General features: G+C 45.7%; 16 protein-coding genes. 8 read left to right on the top strand and 8 right to left on the bottom strand.

Translation table 11 applies throughout. From position 1 onward, the window contains the following. Nucleotides 1–388 precede the first annotated feature (388 nt). Together recJ and secD are read right to left on the bottom strand one after the other, a co-directional pair. Nucleotides 389–2,128 (bottom strand): single-stranded-DNA-specific exonuclease RecJ, encoded by a 1,740-nt coding sequence (gene recJ, locus NEPTK9_RS01155; RefSeq protein ID WP_228546949.1) that lies wholly within the window; start codon nucleotides 2,126–2,128, stop codon nucleotides 389–391. A 61-nt stretch (nucleotides 2,129–2,189) separates the two neighbouring features. Then, complete coding sequence (gene secD / locus NEPTK9_RS01150; RefSeq protein WP_228546948.1) at nucleotides 2,190–6,905, bottom strand: protein translocase subunit SecD; 4,716 nt, start codon at nucleotides 6,903–6,905, stop codon at nucleotides 2,190–2,192. Nucleotides 6,906–7,053: 148 nt separating this feature from the next. Between secD and uppS the strand changes: the two genes are divergently transcribed. The 7 genes from uppS (at nucleotide 7,054) to NEPTK9_RS09945 (ending at nucleotide 11,657) form a co-directional block, all read left to right on the top strand. Then, complete coding sequence (gene uppS, locus NEPTK9_RS01145; RefSeq protein WP_194846995.1) at nucleotides 7,054–7,827, top strand: polyprenyl diphosphate synthase; 774 nt, start codon at nucleotides 7,054–7,056, stop codon at nucleotides 7,825–7,827. Continuing rightward, a complete protein-coding gene (locus NEPTK9_RS01140; RefSeq protein ID WP_194846994.1) occupies nucleotides 7,828–8,685 on the top strand; it encodes a phosphatidate cytidylyltransferase in 858 nt (285 codons plus the stop codon). It begins immediately after the preceding gene. A 169-nt stretch (nucleotides 8,686–8,854) separates the two neighbouring features. After that, entirely contained in the window at nucleotides 8,855–9,529 is a 675-nt protein-coding gene (cmk, locus tag NEPTK9_RS01135) for a (d)CMP kinase (RefSeq protein WP_194846993.1), read from the top strand. Between the two features lie 83 nt (nucleotides 9,530–9,612). Further along, the gene (locus NEPTK9_RS01130) at nucleotides 9,613–10,173 is read left to right on the top strand and encodes a 1-acyl-sn-glycerol-3-phosphate acyltransferase (protein WP_194846992.1); all 561 of its coding nucleotides are present in this window, start codon (nucleotides 9,613–9,615) and stop codon (nucleotides 10,171–10,173) included. A gap of 285 nt (nucleotides 10,174–10,458) precedes the next feature. Further along, entirely contained in the window at nucleotides 10,459–10,806 is a 348-nt protein-coding gene (locus NEPTK9_RS01125) for a helix-turn-helix domain-containing protein (RefSeq protein WP_194846991.1), read from the top strand. 341 nt (nucleotides 10,807–11,147) lie between these two features. Continuing rightward, entirely contained in the window at nucleotides 11,148–11,453 is a 306-nt protein-coding gene (gene trxA, locus NEPTK9_RS01120) for a thioredoxin (protein ID WP_194846990.1), read from the top strand. Then, on the top strand, nucleotides 11,454–11,657 hold the full coding sequence (locus NEPTK9_RS09945; RefSeq protein ID WP_420887659.1) for a DUF2905 domain-containing protein: 204 nt from the start codon (nucleotides 11,454–11,456) through the stop codon (nucleotides 11,655–11,657). A 545-nt stretch (nucleotides 11,658–12,202) separates the two neighbouring features. Here NEPTK9_RS09945 and NEPTK9_RS01110 read toward each other — a convergent pair. From NEPTK9_RS01110 to NEPTK9_RS01085, 6 genes are all read right to left on the bottom strand, one after another. Next, entirely contained in the window at nucleotides 12,203–12,655 is a 453-nt protein-coding gene (locus tag NEPTK9_RS01110) for a tRNA (cytidine(34)-2'-O)-methyltransferase (protein WP_194846988.1), read from the bottom strand. A gap of 15 nt (nucleotides 12,656–12,670) precedes the next feature. Continuing rightward, complete coding sequence (locus NEPTK9_RS01105; RefSeq protein ID WP_194846987.1) at nucleotides 12,671–13,447, bottom strand: FKBP-type peptidyl-prolyl cis-trans isomerase; 777 nt, start codon at nucleotides 13,445–13,447, stop codon at nucleotides 12,671–12,673. A gap of 214 nt (nucleotides 13,448–13,661) precedes the next feature. Continuing rightward, nucleotides 13,662–15,461 (bottom strand): aspartate--tRNA ligase, encoded by a 1,800-nt coding sequence (aspS, locus tag NEPTK9_RS01100; protein ID WP_194846986.1) that lies wholly within the window; start codon nucleotides 15,459–15,461, stop codon nucleotides 13,662–13,664. Further along, nucleotides 15,451–16,749 carry a histidine--tRNA ligase gene (hisS, locus tag NEPTK9_RS01095; RefSeq protein ID WP_194846985.1) on the bottom strand — a complete coding sequence of 433 codons (1,299 nt, stop codon included), beginning with the start codon at nucleotides 16,747–16,749 and terminating at the stop codon, nucleotides 15,451–15,453. The genes aspS and hisS overlap by 11 nt, the downstream gene beginning before the upstream one ends. Nucleotides 16,750–16,767: 18 nt before the next feature. Further along, entirely contained in the window at nucleotides 16,768–17,229 is a 462-nt protein-coding gene (locus NEPTK9_RS01090) for a hypothetical protein (RefSeq protein WP_194846984.1), read from the bottom strand. Between the two features lie 71 nt (nucleotides 17,230–17,300). Then, entirely contained in the window at nucleotides 17,301–17,882 is a 582-nt protein-coding gene (locus NEPTK9_RS01085) for a hypothetical protein (RefSeq protein WP_194846983.1), read from the bottom strand. 128 nt (nucleotides 17,883–18,010) lie between these two features. On the opposite strand from NEPTK9_RS01085, the gene NEPTK9_RS01080 reads away from it, so the two are divergent. After that, on the top strand, nucleotides 18,011–18,818 hold an 808-nt coding region (locus NEPTK9_RS01080), incomplete at its 3' end, for a hypothetical protein (protein WP_194846982.1).

Raw genomic sequence — 18,818 nt, 5'->3', positions numbered from 1 at the left:
CAAATCTGGTAGAAAACTTCCCGAAAGAAAGAGGGTTTTCATAGAGTACGGATTTTAATCACACCCTTTCTGAGAGGCTTTCCCGCAGTAAACAATTTTGGAATTTTCTCCATGAAGTTTTTTTTCAGATTTTTTAGAATTAATTTGTAACTCTTTGATTATTAATTGGGGGCAAATTTTAGGCTTTTTTGAACTGAAAACTGCCTTCTCTGGGAAAAGCGATCACAGTTAGCAAAAGTTTGGGGTAAAGTTTTTTTAGAAGAGGTATTTTCCTCTATGAGAATTTAACAGTGAGAAATTCTCTCTGAGAGTTTGAGCATTTATTTTTAAAGCTTTGCCTATTTCAAGGCAGGCAAAAAGTATGAAAAAGTAAGAGCAGCGTCCTACCCTATTTAATTTTGAAGTCTTTGACGAGGAGCTGAATGCTTGATTTGCTTAAGAAAACATTAACGTGGGGGGTAAAGGCGATTTGGAGATTGAGATTCTTCTTGGTGAGCTGAGAACGATAACCACTCAGACCAAACCCGATCCCCTCAAGCATCCGTTCATTTTGCTCGAGGTAAATCTTAAGGTGCATTTTTCCTATCACTTTGGGTGGCCAGGTTTGGGTCACGTCGGTATAGAGGATTGGCGGGGGATTCCCCATTCCGTAGGGCTCAAGAAGTTGCATCGAGTCAAGAAACTCAAAAGTCAGGTCTTCAAAAAGCACCCGCGCATCGAGATGAAGCTTCGGAACGATATCATCATTATTGAGCACTTGGTTGGCACACTCGATGAAGCTCTTCTTAAACTTTAAGATATTTCCCTCTTCAATCATCAGCCCTGCTGCATAGTCATGTCCCCCAAAGTTGAGGAGAAGATCGGTATTTTTGCGCAATGCTGGGAGGAGAGGAAATTCAGGGATCGTTCGGATCGACCCTTTTCCAATACCCCCTTCAACAGCGATGATCACCGTGGGGCGGTTATATTGCTTGGCAATGCGAGCAGAAATGATGGGGATAATTCCGGGGTGCCACTTGTCTGAGTGGAGGACAAGAGCTTTTTGATCGAGCAGACTTGGGTGGGCATGGATAAAGGCCTTGACATCATCGGAGTCATGTCTTTCGATCTGTTGCCTTTTGGTATTATTAGCATCGAGCTCTTTCGCTAAGTGGGTGGCAGCTGTCGAATCATGGATAAGCATGAGCTCCACCCCTTTTTCAGGATCGGCAATTCTCCCTAAGCTGTTGAGGCGAGGGGCGATCTTAGAAGCGATGTCGGTTGTACTGATCGTATTGGGCTTGACCTCACAAATTTCCATCAGCTGGAGGAGTCCAATCCGTTTGGTTTGAGCAAATTGGCGGAGGCCATACCGGACAAGGACCCGGTTTTCCCCTTTTAATGCTCCCATATCAGCAACTGTTCCTAAGGCAACGAGATCGAGAAATCGCTTGAGGTCAATTGTCGAAGAGCTGATTTTTCCAGAGGAGACAAGTTCATTGGTTAAAGCATGGGCCAGCTTAAAGGCAACGCCCACCCCTGTAAGATCGCGGTTGGGATAGGTGCTATTGATCAGCTTGGGGTTGAGAGTTGCAACGCAGTGGGGAATCTTATCGGTCGGCTCATGGTGATCGGAAACGATCACATCGATATTATTCTTAACCACCTCCTCGATCTCTTTAGAAGCAGTGATTCCACAGTCAACAGTGATGAGAAGTGTGCATTTTTTTTCGAGGGCAAATGTGATCGCATCGGTTATCGTCGAAGAGTTAGCAGAGGTGCGGTGGGGGATATAGTAGTAGGCGGTTCCCCCAAGGAGGCGAATGAATTCAACAAGGAGGGTTGTTCCTGTGATTCCATCGACATCATTATCGCCATAGATGAGGATCGGTTCGTTTTTTTGGAGAGCGTAGATCACCCGCTCGACAGCTTTATTCATGTCCATGAAAAGGGAAGGGGAGAGGAGGTTGGGAAGCTTCGCATAAAGAAAGCTGTGAATCTCCTCGAAAGTAGAAAACCCTCTAGAGACAAGGATCTGCGCTGTTACCGGGTGGATGTTAAACTCCCCAATAATAGACTCACACCAATCGGGCTTATAGTTTGGATAAACCCATAGTAGGTGTTTTGGATCTTCTTCGTCCGCTTTCAAGTAAATTCCCGCAATTTGTGTTCACAAAAGATGGTACCATTTTTTTGTGACTTTGGCCATTTTAATTTTCGTACATGGCACTTTTTCCGTTTTTTGCTTTTTCCTTTTTATGGAACATAAGAAGGAGGGGAGCAGCAACGAATAGAGAGGAGAAAGTTCCAAAGACAACACCGATCACCATCACAAGAGAAAGACCGAAGATGGCACTTCCCCCTAAGAAGAGGAGGGCAAGTAGGACAACGAGGGTCGTTCCCGATGTCATTACCGTTCGGCTAAGGGTGACATTAAGAGCGTGATTGACAACATCTTTGAAAGAATGTTTTCTCATCTGTTTTAGGTCCTCACGGATCCGGTCAAAAATAATGATCGTATCGTTGAGGGAGTATCCGATGATTGTCATAAGGGCAGCAATCGTATTGAGGTCGATCTGAATCGGAACGCCCAATGCATGGAGGATGCTCATGAGGGCGATGGTAACAGCAACATCGATGGCAAGCCCCAGTGTGGCACTGATCGCATACTTAAATTCGAAGCGGAAGGTGATGTAGGCCAAGATGCAAAGAAGGGCGATCGAAAGGCCTAGGAGTGCATTATTCCGCATTGCATTGGACATTTGACCACTGATACTTGTCCAGCTGCTATCTAACTTCTTTAGCGACTCTGATGAGATGGCGATCCCCTCTTTTTCAAGAGCGTCGACAAGCCACACAAGGCGGGGGTTATTTTGGTAGGCGTAAGCAGCTCCGCGGTTTTCCACTTCAAGAGGCATCTTGTAAAATGGTTTTCCTGACTGGTCCAACCCTCTCCCTAAGAGAATTTTCAAATTATTGGAAGGGGATAGAGAGCGGACTTGGAAGTCTTGAGCTGAGATGCCAGCAGCAATCAACGCTTTTTGAACGCTATCCTTATAGTCGGGATCTTTCTTTGCTTCGACCTCTAAAGAGACGGTGTATCCTCCTGTGAAGTCCATTCCAAACATCGAGCTTCTTTGAGAAACGAGGAGGTAACCACCCACAAGGGCAAGGGCAATCACGCTGTAAAGGCAGATCTTGCCTCTCTTTAAGAAGTCAATATGGGTCTTCTTGATCAGGTTTGCCATCTTGAGCGCTTTGTTCTTCGGGTTTTGGACCCATCTTGAGAAGAAGTAGCGGGTTAAGAAGAGGGCGGTAAACATCGAAGAGGCGATACCAATGATCAAGGTCACAGCAAATCCTTTGATCGGTCCTGAGTCAAATTGGAGGAGGATTAAAGCGGCAATGATCGTGGTGACGTTCGAATCTAAGATCGCTGAAAAGGCTTTTTTATAACCGGCATGGACGGCAGAAGCGATTCTTCCTGAAACGGAAAACTCTTCTCGAATCCGCTCAAAGACGAGGACGTTTGCGTCGACCGCCATTCCGACCGTTAAAATAATCCCTGCGATTCCCGCAAGGGTGACTGTTGCTGAGATATTCTGGAGGGTGCCCCAAATGATGAGGAGGTTAAAGAGGACAGCAACCGAAGCGATTACCCCTGCAAAACGGTAGTAACCTACCATGACACAAATCACTAAAACCAAGGCTAGGATCGTCGCAATGATTCCCATTGTTCGATCTTTAAGGCCGAGCTCAGGGCTCACATTCTTTTCAGATAAAATATGGGGGGCAAAAGAAAGCGAGCCTGCCTTGAGGTCAGCTTCTAGTCGGTTCACTTCCCTTTGAGTAAACTTTCCTGAAATAGAAACGTTATCTCTAAGGGGAGAGCTGATAGCTGCGGTATTGACAATCGAGCCATTGAGGATCGTAGCCATGCGCCAACCATTCCCTTTGGAAAATTTGCTAAGGGGGGTCCCTTGAATCTTTTCCTTTGAAAAAGGAGATGTCCAAGTATAGAGCTCATTTCTTGGATTGATTTTTTGCCCATCAGAAAAGGTCTGCGATCCCTTGACGTTAAACGCGAGGAAATTTCCTTGAGAGGGGTCATAGCCAGCATGGACATTGGTGAGGTTAGATCCTTCTAAGGCATAATTTTTCATCACGATAAGAAGGGGGTAAGGTTGCCCTTGCCAATCAGCGTAGTTATCACCTCGGAAAACGGCAATCTTAGAGAGTCCATCGTTAAACTGACTTGTCGATCCCTCATTATTAGAGGAGGCAAGGCGTAAGCCTTGACTATAAAGGATTTTAGCCGCTTCACTGACCGGTTGTGCCATTTCGGTATCCATCGTATCGCCATAGAGATGTTTCCAAGCGATTTGGTTGAGGCTTTCGACATCTTTTCGGTTGGTGACAACAGCTTCATTCCAGACCCCTTGGAGGAATTGGTGAATAGCTGGAGCTAAATCTTGGTTGTTACCCGTGAACTTTTCGTTGACGACATGAAAGTACATCGAAGAGGCTTTAACAAGGTCTGCTGCTGAAAGTCCTTGAGCGCTTGGGAAATCGAGGGTGATATTGGAGCCCTCTTGGCGGATGCTCACTTCTGAGACACCCATCTTATTCACCCGCTGATAAAGCTCGTCGATCCCTTGCTTGATGTCGGCATCGTTTGTGACCACTTTATTATTGGCGTCGCGGAGCTGAATTTGAACCGTTTTTCCTCCAGAAAGGTCGAGTCCCCAGTGGAGGATTTTCCTTTCGTCACCTCGGAAGTATTTCCGGGCGCTAAGAGCTAAGTTGCTCCATAGCGGGTTTTTTGTAGGGGCGGGAACATCATGTTTTGCATGAAGATCGGTGCTTACTTGAGCGGTTTGATACTCATCGCGCCATTTGAGAAGACTCTCATGCTGCTCTGTTTCAATCCGGTTAAGGGATAAAATCCGTTGTTCAGCATTGGTGAACTCAAGCGTTGCAAACTTTCGTGTTCCATGAACATGAAAGTTTTCCCGTGTTGCATTTAAAACGGTGTGATAAAAATCTTCTGCTTCAAAGATAAAGTCTTTTGCAAATGCAGCGCTTAAAGGATAGGTGGTTCCGGGGTATCCTCCAAAGCCGTTGTTATGTAAAAGAGTACGGAGCTGGCCAAAGTCTTTCATGAAGGCTTGCGCCTCTTTGGAGTCGGGGTGGCTGCTCAATTTGTTTAAAATTTCCTGAGTTCCCTTTGCGATGACGTAAACGGAGTTCCGTCTAAAGCCCGCAGGAGGCTCTCCTTCAAATTGGGCAGGGGAGTAAATCACAAGGCCAATTTTTTGAGCGCGAGGGGGGAGGTTTTTAAAGGTCTCGTAGTCATAAATGGGGAAGGCGCTTCGCTTCAAATCGGGGTGGGAAGGGGTCCACTCTGTTTTTAGGAGGTGGAGGAGTTGCTGACTTTGCTGCTTGGCAATTGCTCCTAGGTTCATCACAAGGAGGCTGCTGCTATTTGTGAGGTCGCTTAACTCAATAGAAAAAGCGTGAAGGTTTGGCTTAAGCTCTTCTCCCGTTTCTCGAGAGATCCGCGCAATTTCGTTATAAATGAGTTGATCAAGAGAGTCACTTAAATAAGACTTAGACCGCTCTAGTTCTTTTTTGTAGGAAAAAACATCTTGGTGGAGCTCGAGGTTGATCGTTTCATTATTCCAATCGATGATGATCGATTTTATGAGGGGACTTTTTCTACTGGCATCCAGGGTTTGAATCCCATTTTCATACCCAAACAAGCTCAATAATTGGTTTTTGCCTGCGCCAGCATTCCCATCTTTAACTCCCTCTGCATCGCCCCTATCTTCTAGATAGGGGACTGCTTCGAGAGAGCTAAATCTGGGGCGCTGGCTTTGGGAAATTCCCAATTCTTGAACTTGTTTGGGTATAGAGGCTGACTGAGCAAGGTCTTGTTTAAGCTGTGCATAGGTCCAAGGGGCTGGGCCACTTGCAAAAGCTGCTGCTTGTCGCTTTAAGATCCCAATGGCAGAGGTCAGGTGGTCTTCGCGTGACCGTAAGTAGTCGAGTTGTTGCGTTTCTTGAGACTCTAAGAATCCCCCTGTTTCCCGGGCTTTTACCTCTTTATTTTCAAAGGTAATCCGGTCAAGCTTGATCCGATCGCGGTAGTTTTCGAGGGAAGCTGTAAATTGGGCAACTGTTGCCCGTCTATTGTCGATTTCCCCCTGGGTGAGGGTAGCGTAGTAGCGCTTTGCCATTGGAGAGCTTTCCCCAAAGACTTTGGCATAGGTCAAGACATTTTGGGTGAGGACTTGAAAAAATTCTCCAATACGAGGGTTGCCTTGATGGTGCAGGGCGGTTTCCATATATTGGGCATTTTCGCTGATTCCTCCAACGGCAAGACCGAGTTGCATGAGTCGATCATCGACAATTTCGTGGTAAAGGGGAGCGATGGCCCCTGTGTCATCCCGTTTTTTGGTAAATTTAAAATATTCTTCGGCCTGCGCTTTGTCGAAATGGATAGGAATATTTCTTTGGATTGTAACCGTGGAGGATTCGGTCTCCTTCTCGTGGGGCACAAGAGCAAGTTGCGCAGGGATGAAAGGGATCAAAGCACCTGCTCTAGGGAGGCGGTTTCTCATCGCATTGGCATCTTCAACCGTTCCATATTCGACATGAATGAGCTGTGGATTATCGGCATCGAGAGTGACCGAAGTGGCATTCAATTTCAAAAGTTTATTGTAGGATTTAATCCAGCTCAGGGCTTCATCTTCTAAGGCATTGACCCGCTCCATCGCCCCTTTTGCAACTGTCGTCGCCTCTTTTTCCCCGATCGGGCTTTTTAAAGGGCGTGCATAAAAACTAATTGTGGGGAGGATGTTGTAGATTGTAAGAATTACAACAACGGCTATCAGGGCAAACTGCCATCTTTTCTGCTTTTTCATCGTCTAAATAGATCCTTTCTTAAAGGGGTATCCTACCTAATTTTGGGTGATTATGTCTAGAAAAATCGATAGAGCAAAGAAATATTTTTTAGCATACTTGCTATGAAAACCATCGACAAAAATCTTAAAAAAGGTAGAATTCTTGGGAATGGGTAATAACGTAAATGTAACAGAGGCGATAGAAGAGCCGATCTATACCGAAGAAGAGTTTGCTGCGGTTGATCCGCAACTCGTTCCCCACCATGTTGCGATTGTCATGGATGGGAACCGGCGGTGGGCAAAAAAGCAGGGGAAACCAGGCGAGATGGGGCACTGGTATGGGGCTGAAAACCTTGATCTCATTGTCCGCGCCGCTTCAGAACTTGGGATCAAAACGTTAACAGCCTACTCCTTTTCAACAGAAAATTGGAATCGCTCTCCCCATGAGGTAGAGGTGCTTATGCAACTCCTAGAGGCTTACCTTATTAACAAAAGGGAAGAACTTGTAAAAGAGGGAGTGAAGCTCCATACAATTGGAGATATTGAGCGCTTTCCATCCCCTGTCAAAAAAGCTTTAGAGGATACGATTCAAGCGACAAAAAATTGTGATCGGATCGACCTGGTCCTTGCCCTAAACTATGGGGGAAGAGATGAGATCCGGCGGGCGATGCTCAAAATGGAAAAGGCAGCTGCCCGTGGTGAGTTTGAATGGGAAAACATTACTGAAGAGACGATCTCTTCTTACTTAGACACGGCTCCTTGGCCCGATCCCGAACTTCTTATTCGACCAAGTGGGGAGCAAAGGGTGAGTAATTTCTTAATTTGGCAAATTTCCTATAGTGAGATTTATGTAACCGATGTGCTTTGGCCCGATTTTTCGAAAAAAAATCTCCTTGAAGCAATCATAGAATATCAAAACCGGAGCAGGAGGTTTGGCACCTAAATGCATTTTCAAGATTTATCAAAACGGTTTATAACTTCGATCATTTCCTTAGCGATATTGGGCTCTATTCTTTTTTTCTCTTATGTTCCCCTTGTAAAATGGGTGATTGCTCTTTTTGCTGCAGGGGTTGGTGGCATGGGAATTTGGGAGTATTGCCGTTTAGCAAGGCTCACAACAAAAAAAGGGTTGACGGAGCTATGTATCGCTGTGGGGGCTTTGACGATTCTTGGCTTTTTTGTCTCCACATTTGATTCCACTTTTGCTCTTCTCCCCTTTATCCTTATTTTCCTAGGGGCGATTTTCTTCTTTATCTACCACTTCGATAAAATTACCGACTCGATCAGCTCAATTGCAATGAGCCTATTTGGTGTTTGCTATGTGGCGATTCCTTTAGGGCTGATCCTCAAAATTCTTTACCTTGTTAGTCCCTGTAAAGTAGAGCATGAAGGGCGGTTTTGGCTCCTTTATTTGCTTGTGGTGACAAAGATTACCGATGTAGGAGCCTATTTTGGAGGGCGCCTCTTTGGAAATCGGAAACTGGCATCACAGCTGAGTCCTGGAAAAACGGTGACGGGAGCTATTGTGGGGTTTTGCTCAGCCATTACTTTTAGTTTGATTTTTTATCTCTTAAAGGGATGGATGCCCAACCTTCACCTCTCATTAGTTGAAAGCGTTTGGCTTGGCGCGCTCCTGGGCTTTTTGGGACAGGTTGGCGATTTAGGGGAGTCACTCTTTAAGAGAAATGCTGACGTCAAAGATAGCAATCGCCTCCCTGGTCTTGGAGGGATTTTAGATATGCTTGACTCTCTACTCTTTACCACCCCCGTCATTTACTTCTTTTTATATGTGTGTTCATGAACCTATCCGTAAACTCTAATACCCTTTCTTTCCATCCTTTCTGCACTTTTTTGGAAGCTGATTTTTTGCCCTTGTTTTTTAAACAATGTGCTCAAATCAGCTTCCAAAAATTTGCTAGAAAATCAATTGAAAATCAAGAATATTATAATTTACCGATAGGTTCATCATCATGACAACTATTACAATTGATGGCCCGGCGGGGACAGGGAAATCAACCGTTGCAAAAAGACTTGCAGATGCCTTGGGCTTTACCTATTTTGATACAGGAGCTCTTTATCGAGCGATTAGCTGGCAAGTCCTCACCACCGGCATCTCTCACCAAGATAAGGAGGCTTTAGCGGCTCTTTTAAAGGATTTTACCTTTGAAATCCGGATGGCTGATGGGAGTAAACACTACTTTGTAGGCGCTACCGATGTGACAAAGGCGATTCGAACAAAAGAGGTGACAGCAATTGTTTCTGAAGTCTCTGCTTTGGAAGAGGTCCGTGAAGCCTTAAAGCCGATGCAGGTAAACTTTTCGAAAGAGACCGATGTTGTCTTTGAAGGAAGAGATTTGGGAACGATCGTTTTTCCCAATGCTCACCTGAAGTTTTTCCTCACAGCGCGCGCTGAAGTGCGAGCAGAAAGGCGTTTTAAAGAGCTCCAAGAAAAATTTCCCGATCAATCCTTTTCCTATGAAACAATTTTAAGTGAAATTAAAAACCGCGATGCCTTTGACTCTTCACGAGAGCTTGCCCCACTTAAACAGGCAGAAGATGCTATTTTAGTCGACACTTCTGACATAACCATTGAAGAGGTGGTAGAGCAGATGGAAACAGAATTTCATAAAAGGGCTAAAAAATGAAAAAGCCGACCCTTCTATATAGATTTACCATCTTTGTGATCACGTGTTTTTTCAAAATCTTTTATCATCATAAGGTTTATGGAGTGGATCATTATCCTGTAGGGAGCGCACTCATTGCTGCAAATCACGTCTCTTTTTTAGATCCTCCTGCTGTTGCGATTTCATGTCCTGGAGAAGTTCATTTTCTTGCAAGACGCTCCCTTTTTAAATCCTATTTTGGGAAATTGATCGCCGCTTTAAATACTCATCCTGTTCAGCAAGAGGCGACCAACCTCCGAGTAATGAAAGATGTTTGTCTCATGCTCAAAAAAGGGGATAAAGTGTTGATGTTTCCTGAGGGAACCCGCTCAAGAGACAATATCCTGAAAGAAATTAAACCAGGTATTGGTCTTCTTTTATCTAGAAGTGAGTCGGTGATCCTTCCCACCTATATTCATGGAACCTATGAAGCGTGGAGTCGGGATCAAAAACTCCCCAAGCTATGGGGGAAAACAGCTGTTATCTTTGGGTCGCCCATCGACTGGAAAGATTACGCAGATATGGATCGGAAAGAGGCTCAAGAGCTCATTGCGCAGAAACTCACAGAAACGCTCAACGGACTGCGCAAGTGGTACGAAGAAGGGGCAGAAGGGATTCCCCCCTAATTTCCTTAAAAACGCCTTATTAATTTACTGTTTAGTAAAATAAACGCCTCTTTTTATTTACGAAAACGTTTATTTTTGTAATCGCTGACAAAAATCAAAACAATATTTATACTGAAATTGTTTTAGGAAAAACATCCTGTACCGAGGGAAAAAGCATAAAAATTTTGTCTAAGTTCCATTTAACCGGTTATTTGTGCAAAAAGCACAATCATTATGCAATCAATAAAAAAGGTAATTTTTTATGTTTAATATGATTTTGAACAATAACTCTTACGAAGTAAGAATATGAAAGACTACCTTTTTAAGAACAACCTCTCAGTGAAACAGGTCGCAGGAGACCTGGATATCTCAACCTCTTACCTCTACCAATTGATTCGGAGAGAGAGAAAACCTTCAATAGAACTTGCTCAAAGAATTGAAGAGTATACTCAAGGCGATGTGACAGTCGGAAAGCTTCTTGGGTTTGAAGGAGATGAGATCACCCCTCTTCTTGTAGAATCCTCGATGGAGAAGTATTCGAAGGAGTGTCGAGAGCGGTTGACTCGGCTTGAAGATGAGCAGAGCAACTTTAAAGAAAAGCTCGATGCCATTGAAACGCGCCTTTCAAGACTTGAGTCAGAGATAACACCTTAAACCCCGGAGTGCTACTACTGTCAATTGTTTGGATTTTTCTTTTCCTCCAGGTTCAGAGGGACAAAATGACCCCTAATCTATTGGAGTATGTGGTCATTTTGCCCCCATAAACCTGAAAAAAAATCGAAAGTCCCCTCAATTGATATTAGTAGCACTCCGGGTTAAAATGGATTGGTTAAGCTCCTCCTAGGGGGAATTTCTTTGTTGTCCTCCTTGCAAAATCTGGGGAAAGCGACTTTCTCAAGAATCCCTTTAATGAATTACCTCTGACTTGAGTCAGAAAAACTCGACTGAAATAGCAAGATCTTCTAAAATGATGGAACAACATTTAAGGAGATGAAATGGAAGAAGTACAAGACGATAGTTTCGAAGCTTTGATCAAGGAAGGAGTCACAGTCATTGATTTTTTTGCAGAGTGGTGTGGTCCTTGTCGGATGCTCTCCCCTGTTCTGGAGGAAGTTTCCGAAGAGCTTAAGGGAAAAGTGAAATTTGCAAAACTTGATATCGATAAAAATCATGTGACAGCAAAAGCGCATCATGTCACTTCGGTTCCGACGCTCATCCTTTATAAGGATGGAGAAGAGAAAAACCGCCTTGTTGGCCTCCGTGATGCAGCAGCCATTAAAGACTTTGCCCTTTCTGCGTAAATGGGAAGGCTCATTGGACTTACAGTGCTCTGTATTATCATTATCGGAGCGCTTCTTACCTTTGATATTCCTCTAAACTGGATCGGTCATCTTCCGGGTGACTTTTCAATTGATTGGAATGAGACAAAGGTGATCATCCCTGTAACCACATCGGTTATTTTCAGCCTAGTCTTATCAGCGATTTTATTTCTTTTCGCAAAGTGAAGTGGTGGTTTGTTTGGAGGCAAACTTAGGAAATTAACCAGTTAAAAACTCCAAAGAGCCATATATAGACCTGTCGGGGGCTACGCCCCCCGCCACCCCCGTTGAGCTTCAATCTGGCAAGCCAAATCGACCTTCCTCGGGGGGCCGTGCGAAGCACTGATCCACCCACTCGTTCAGATCGATTTTGCACAGCCATCTTGAAGCCGCGGACAGCTCACAGCATGGCTTTTCTCCGCCTCCGGCTTCGAAGCCATGTCCGTTCGCTGGAGAGTTTTTTTTCTTCTCCAGCGAACTGACGTGAGTTCAAGCCCGGAGGGCGCAGAAACGAACGCGGTGAGCTGTCCGCGGCTTCAGGGCGAACCTGTAAAATTGGCATGAAGGAGGGGTGGATCAGTGCTTCGCACGGCCCCCCTCCTGAAGGTCCGATTTGACTGTTCGCTTGAAGCTCAACGGGGGTGGCGGGGGGCGTAGCCCCCGACAGGTCTATATATGGTTCTGTAGAGTTGTCAGCTGGTTTATAGAGTAATTTTTATACAATGCTAACGTTAACTCAACAAATAAAGATTTTGTCTGAGAGCTTCGTAGAGGACAATCGCTGCGGCATTTGATAAATTGAGACAGCGACACCCCTCTTTCATGGGGATGGTGAGGAACTTTTCGGGCCACCGCTCGAAAAATTCGGGGGGAAGCCCCGCGACCTCAGAGCCAAAAATGAGAATCGAGCGCTCTTCAAACTTTGCTTCGGAGTAAAATTTGGTCGCTTTACTCGATAAAAAATAGAAGGGATAGGGGGCTTTTTCTAGGTAGTCCATCAGATCATCGATGATGGTCACCTTCACCCCTTCCCAATAGTCAAGGCCAGCGCGACGCAAGCTTTTGTCATCAGTCTTAAACCCGAGTGGGTGGACCAACACAAGCTCACTTCCTGTGGCATGACAAGTGCGGACGATGTTACCGGTATTTGCAGGAATTTGGGGGTGGCAGAGGATAATGATCATTGCGCACCCCTAGGTTTAACGAATAGCTTCCTCATCATCGATGGCAATTTCCTTCGCTTCTTCGCTTGGGATGGTTGTCATCGACTCTTCTTCCTGAGGAGTTGCGTTGGCTTTGACAAGTTCGATGTCAAAGACAAGGAGAGAGTTAGGGGGAAGGTAACCACTGGTTCCATACCCTAGCTCGGGGTGGATATAAATGGTTCGCTTTTCGCCTTCCTTCATCCCGATGATTCCTTTGCTAAAGCCAGGGATCACCTCGTCTAGGGCAACCAGCTCATCTTCTTGGGAAGCTCCAAAGACCTTGCCATCTAGGAATTTTCCTGAGTAGCGAATCACAGGAGAAAAATACTCCTCAACAACCGCTCCCTCTCCTTGACGCTCAATCTTGCACTGCAGCTTATTTTCCTCGAGCTGAACAACACCCTCTTCTTTGGCGTTTTCCGTCATGAAATGATCTGCTTTTTCGAGGTTTTCCTGGGCAAGCTTTTGGAAGGCCTGCTCCTGCACAATCGAAATGGCTTGGACACACTCATTTTCGTTCATCGGTGGCTCTTTTCCAGCAAGGGAATCTTCGATTCCTTTGATGACATCGGTCATATTAAACTCAAATCCGAGAGAATCGAGGTTTTTTCCAATGAGGTGGCCAAAGGCTTTTGAAATCTTATCGATATCAACTTCTTCTTTGGTTTCCTTTTCTGCAATGGCTTCTTCTTTATTTTCTCCATAACCTACTGTAAGAAGTAGAGAAGCCATAAGGGTGAAAACAAATAAAAATTTCTTTTTTGCAAACACGTCAAATTCTCCTAAATAACGCTTAGTTTCAAGGTTCCACTGTATTGAACTGGTGAATTATATCCAAGAGATTTCTTTTGGCTCTCGAGTAGGTACGCGTTCAGGGGGTGCATTCCTAAGGAAAGCGGAGTAGGCGCTACAGATTTTGTGCCAAATGACGACCCCATAGCCGCAGGCGCTATAGGGGAGGAGTGCGGTGCAAAAGATGTGGTGCCTACTTCCGCTTTGCTGGGAATTGCCCCCCTGAATGCGTACCAATAGAAACCTCAAGCTCATCGAGTTGCCTTTGGCTCACCGATGCAGGACACTGCATCATGACGTCACTTGCCTTTTGTGTCTTAGGAAAGGCGATCACATCACGAATGTTCTCTGTTTTAGTGAGTAACATCATCAGGCGGTCAAACCCAAGGGCAATCCCTAGGTGGGGGGGAGTGCCATACTGAAGCGCCTCTATAAAGAAACCAAATTTTTGGTTAACTTCTTCGGCGTTAATCTTTAAGGCGTCAAAAACCCGCTTTTGCACTTCAAAATCGTGGATCCGTTGCGACCCTCCTCCTACCTCGTAACCATTGATAATGATATCGTAGGAATGGGAACGCACCTTTAGGGGATCGGTCTCTAAAAGGTGGAGATCGTCGGGGTGGGGCATGGTAAAGGGGTGGTGGAGTGACTGGGGTCTATTTTCATCTTCGTCCCACTCAAAACAGGGAAAACCATTGACCCAAAGGAAGTTATAAGCGTCGGGGTTGATCAGGTTCCGCTCTTTAGCGATGAGGCGGCGCAGGTGATCAAGCGATTGGTTAACAGTTGCTTCACCTGCTGCTGCAAAGAGGAGAAGATCACCTGTTTGGGCCCCTGTTTTTTCCTCTAACTCTTTGAGCTGCCCTGCAGAAAAGAATTTGACAATGCTAGAGGTAAGTCCCTCTTCTTGTCTTTTCATCCACCCAAGGCCGCGGAGGCCAAATTTTGAGACAAATTCGGTATATCTATCGATCTCTTTTCGAGAGATGGTGGCGCCCCCTTTCACACAAAGTGCTTTGACACAGCCCCCATTTTCTAACTGCTCCTTAAAGACCGAAAACTCTGAGGCTTTAGCGATTGCATCAACCCGAACAAGAGGCATACCGAAACGCAGATCGGGACGGTCGGTTCCATAATACTCCAAACAGTCGTGGTAGCTCATCGAAGGGATCTCATCGGGAACGGTATAATCAAGGCAGACTTTAAAAAGATCTTTGAGGTAGCGATGAATGAGGGTGGTCATATCTTCTGGATAGGCAAAGCTCATCTCCAGGTCGATTTGGGTAAATTCAGGTTGCCGATCAGCGCGTAAGTCCTCATCGCGGAAGCAAGGGGCAACCTGGAAATAGCGGTCCATCCCTGCGACCATTAGCAGTTGCTTAAAGATTTGAGGAGACTGGGGAAGCGCATAAAAATTGCCTGGATAAATCCGTGAGGGGACGAGGTAGTCGCGGGCCCCTTCTGGAGTGGAACGTCCCATAATCGGGGTGTTGATCTCTAAAAAACCTTCGGTATTAAAAAAGGAGCGGGTGGCCATCATCGCCTGATGTCGCATGGCAAGTTTTTTTGCAACTCCGCCGCGGCGAATGTCGAGGTAGCGATATTTTAAGCGGATATCTTCATGGGTTTCAGTTGTATCATCACAAATGGAAAAAGGGGGCGTTTTAGCTTTCGACAAGACTTCAAAGGTGGTCACCTCGATCTCAATCTCTCCCGTGTCAAGCTGGGGGTTTGTCAGTCCCTCTCCACGCGCCCGCACCTTCCCTTCGGCGCTAATCACCCATTCTGCCCTTAAGCTGGAGGCTGTGACGTGTGCCTCTTTGGAAATTTCGGGATCGAAGATGAGTTGCGTGAGTCCAAACCGGTCACGAAGATCGATAAAAATAAGTCCTCCATGGTCCCGTCTTCGGTGGACCCATCCCGATAGGGTCACCACTTTTCCAATCTCTTTTTTTCGGAGTGCGTTGCAGGTATGCGTTCTTCTATAGTCCATCTTTTTTCCGCTCTTTAGTCAAAAATTCAACAAGGGTATCTAAGGGGATATCTTGGGAGGTGCGCAGGTTCATTGCTTTGACTTGCGCTTTATTTTTAGCAAGCTCCTCTTCCCCGATAATAATCGCAAAGGTTGTGTGAGATTGTTCCGCTTGCTGAAGTGCCTTTTGGATTTTTTTAGCAAAAATGAGTGCGCTAGATACCCCTTGGTGGCGTAAACCGTAGAGATGTTTAAGGGCCACCTTTTTTGCCTCTTCTCCAAGGGGAATAAAGGTGACAAAAGGACCTTTTTTCTCAGGAAAAGGGGCGTTTTGCCCTTCCATCGTTTGGAGGATCCGCTCGATCCCTGTTGAAAAGCCGATGCAAGGGAGGTCGGGTCCTCCAATTGCAGGGAGGAGACCATCGTAGCGTCCCCCGGCGCCAATGGTATTTTGCGCACCCAGAACCCCTGAGGTCACTTCAAAAACGGTATGGTTGTAATAGTCGAGTCCCCGCACCAGTTGGGGAGCGATCGTAAAGGGGATTCCTTGGTCTTTAAGTAAACTGCAGAGCTTTTCGAAGTGTTTTTCACTTTCTGAGCTTAAGAAGTCGAGGATAGAAGGGGCCGATTGGAGCAGTTCTTTTTCTTTAGGATCCTTTGAATCAAGAATCCGCAGGGGGTTCTTTGTAAAGCGGGCTTTACTTTCCTCTGAAAGGGAATCGAAATGGGGTTTCAAATAGGCAAGAAGTTCTTTTTTGTAGGTTTCGCGGCAAGAAGGTTCGCCAAGGGTGTTGACCATCACCTGCAGATCGGTAAGGCCCAACCTTTGATAAAGTTGATAGAGGAGATCGATGGTTTCCAAGTCTTGTTCGGGCTCTTTATTTCCGATCGCTTCAATTCCGAACTGGTGGAACTGTCGAAACCGGCCAGCCTGGGGGCGATCATGGCGGAAGAAGGGGCCAATGTAGAAAAACTTGTGGTGAGAACCCAGTTGCTGCAGTTGTCCTTGAGCAAAAGCGCGCATCACCGAAGCGGTCCCTTCAGGGCGGAGGGTGATCGACCGCTCTCCCTTATCTTGAAAGGTATACATTTCTTTGGTGACAATGTCAGAGGTTTCGCCAACCCCTCGAACGAATAGCTCAGTTTTTTCAAAGACAGGCGTGCGGACTTCTCGGTAGCCATAATCTTCTGCGAGTTGCCGCATGACAGACTCGACATATTGCCACCGTGCCGTTTCCTTCCACTGATCTTCTTTCTTAGGTTGATCAGGGAGGATGTCAAAAGTTCCTTTAAGAATAGGGTATTTCATGTAAAGACAAATAGGTCCTTACTTTTTGTTTTTTCGTCTTTCAACTTCGAGACCCTCATTAACAGTCTGATCGATTCTACCCAGTAAAATGTAGTTTTGTAACCCAGAAAGGCCTTGATGCATTTCAGTTCTAAGCTGATTAAGGTCATTGCGAAGCTGCCCGTTTTGGGATTGCATTTCGCTGCGGAGTTGATTGATTTTATTCTCAAATTTTGTGTCCATAGCTTCAAATTTTGAATTTATGTTTTCAAACTTTGAATTTATGCTCTCAAACTTTGAATTTATGCTCTCAAACTTCGAGTCCATGTTTTCAAACTTTGAATCGACATTTTCAAATTTCGCATCTATTTTTTCAAACCTAAACTCTATCCTGTCAAATTTTTTAGAAAGCAGTTTATAGAACCAACCTAATAGCCCTAATACTCCAACCAGGAGCCCCCCTATCTGAGACCAATTGACCGTTATGCTTACAGGATCCATAAGTGAATGAGTTCCTTGTGGTTATTTAGGTTCTACTATTTCCCATTAAATTCAATATAACTATAAAGTCTTTAGTAAAAATTGTCAAGGAGGGCAACCCAACGTGAAAGGGTGCTATTTTCCCCGTAAAGACGGTGGTCGGTAAACAAGTGCCTAAGGATCTGACGAAAGGGGGTCGGGAGCCAGGCTTTTCCCACCTGTTTGGAGAGGTAAAAACCAAGCTTATGGTCTTCATTTGGGGGGTAATTATCGACCTCTTCGATCAACTCTCTAAGGTTTTTGAGGGTTTTCCGATTTTTTTGAGGTAAATGCTCAAGGACTTGCACATTCTGGAGAAACCGACTCCAAGCTTCGGAAAAAGCTCCACAAAACAGTTCGTTTTCACTCTGGTTTGCATCCATTAAAAGGCGGAAAAGATTTCGTAAGGCTTCGGTCTCTTCAGGTAGAAGAGAAGATTTCCCTAGGGCAACTCCCTGGATTTCCTTTTTTAAAAACATCAAAAAAGCTACATAGGTCTTTAATCCGCAATCATTTTTGAACCCCTCCTGGTACGAGCGATCCTCTTCCCGCTTATCGGCTTCAATAGGACTCACGCGGATTTCTTCTTCTTTACGCCCTTCGGAAGGGCGAAGGGGTTCTGGAAAAAAAGTCATGACATTTACCTCTTACGATCCTTCTCACACCATAGTATTCCAAAGAGTTTTTCCTTGCAAAAAAAGATTAGATCCATAAAATAATTTTCTATTTGCAAAGCATTAGCCCCAAACTAAGGAGTATTTCTATGGCCTCTTCAAGCTCTTCCTCAACCCACACCCCCTCCAACCCGATCCTTTCCAGCTACATTTCCGACCGCGCAGCCCTAGGGCTTGCGATCAATAGGCTCTCCAAAAAAGAAGATCCGTTCGGCAAGCTCCTCTATGAGCTTGCCGAAAAAAACGTCGATCCCCAGTGGCTCAAGACCCTCCACCGCCCAGAAGTGCTCTTCACCCACACCTTCTTCTCAAGCGCACCCCAAGAAGAGGAGAACCTCTTCGAAAAATTCACCAGCTTCTTCTCCAAAAAAGCCCCCGACGGCCCTCAGACCCGCCTCACCAAGCTTTTACGCCTCAGGCTCTCCAACAACCACCCCTACTTCCAAAGGATCAACCAACAGATCAAAAAGCTCGAAAAAGCCGCCCGAGAAAGACCCGACCTTAGGAAACATCAGCAAGCAATCAAAAGCCTCATCCAGCACTATCACCAGTTCAAACAAGACATCATCAACCAGCTCGCCAATAAACGACTCAACAAACTCGCCGGTCCCGTTCTCCTCTGCCAAAACGGCGCCCCACCCCTACGCCTGCCACAGAAACTCGGCCGCCGCCTCTGCTCCATCGGCAAACAGGGGCAAGGAAAAAAAACCAACCTCTACGGCGCCAGCGCCGTCACCCAACTCGAAGGGATCTTCTTCAAAAGAGCCCAGTTCAACCCCCTAAGTCCCGGAGAAGAATTCCTCGTCAAATCCTTCTCCACCCTCCTCTCCCCCACACATGGAAGCGCCGCCACCCTCCTCCTCAAAATCAAAAACATCTGGACCCAAAACGCCCAGT

The sequence above is a fragment of the Candidatus Neptunochlamydia vexilliferae genome, assembly GCF_015356785.1.
In the GTDB taxonomy this organism is placed as follows: Bacteria; Chlamydiota; Chlamydiia; order Chlamydiales; family Simkaniaceae; genus Neptunichlamydia; species Neptunichlamydia vexilliferae.
The sequence above is the reverse complement of the archived record's forward strand: the minus strand, read 5'-3'. Positions and strand labels throughout refer to the sequence as shown.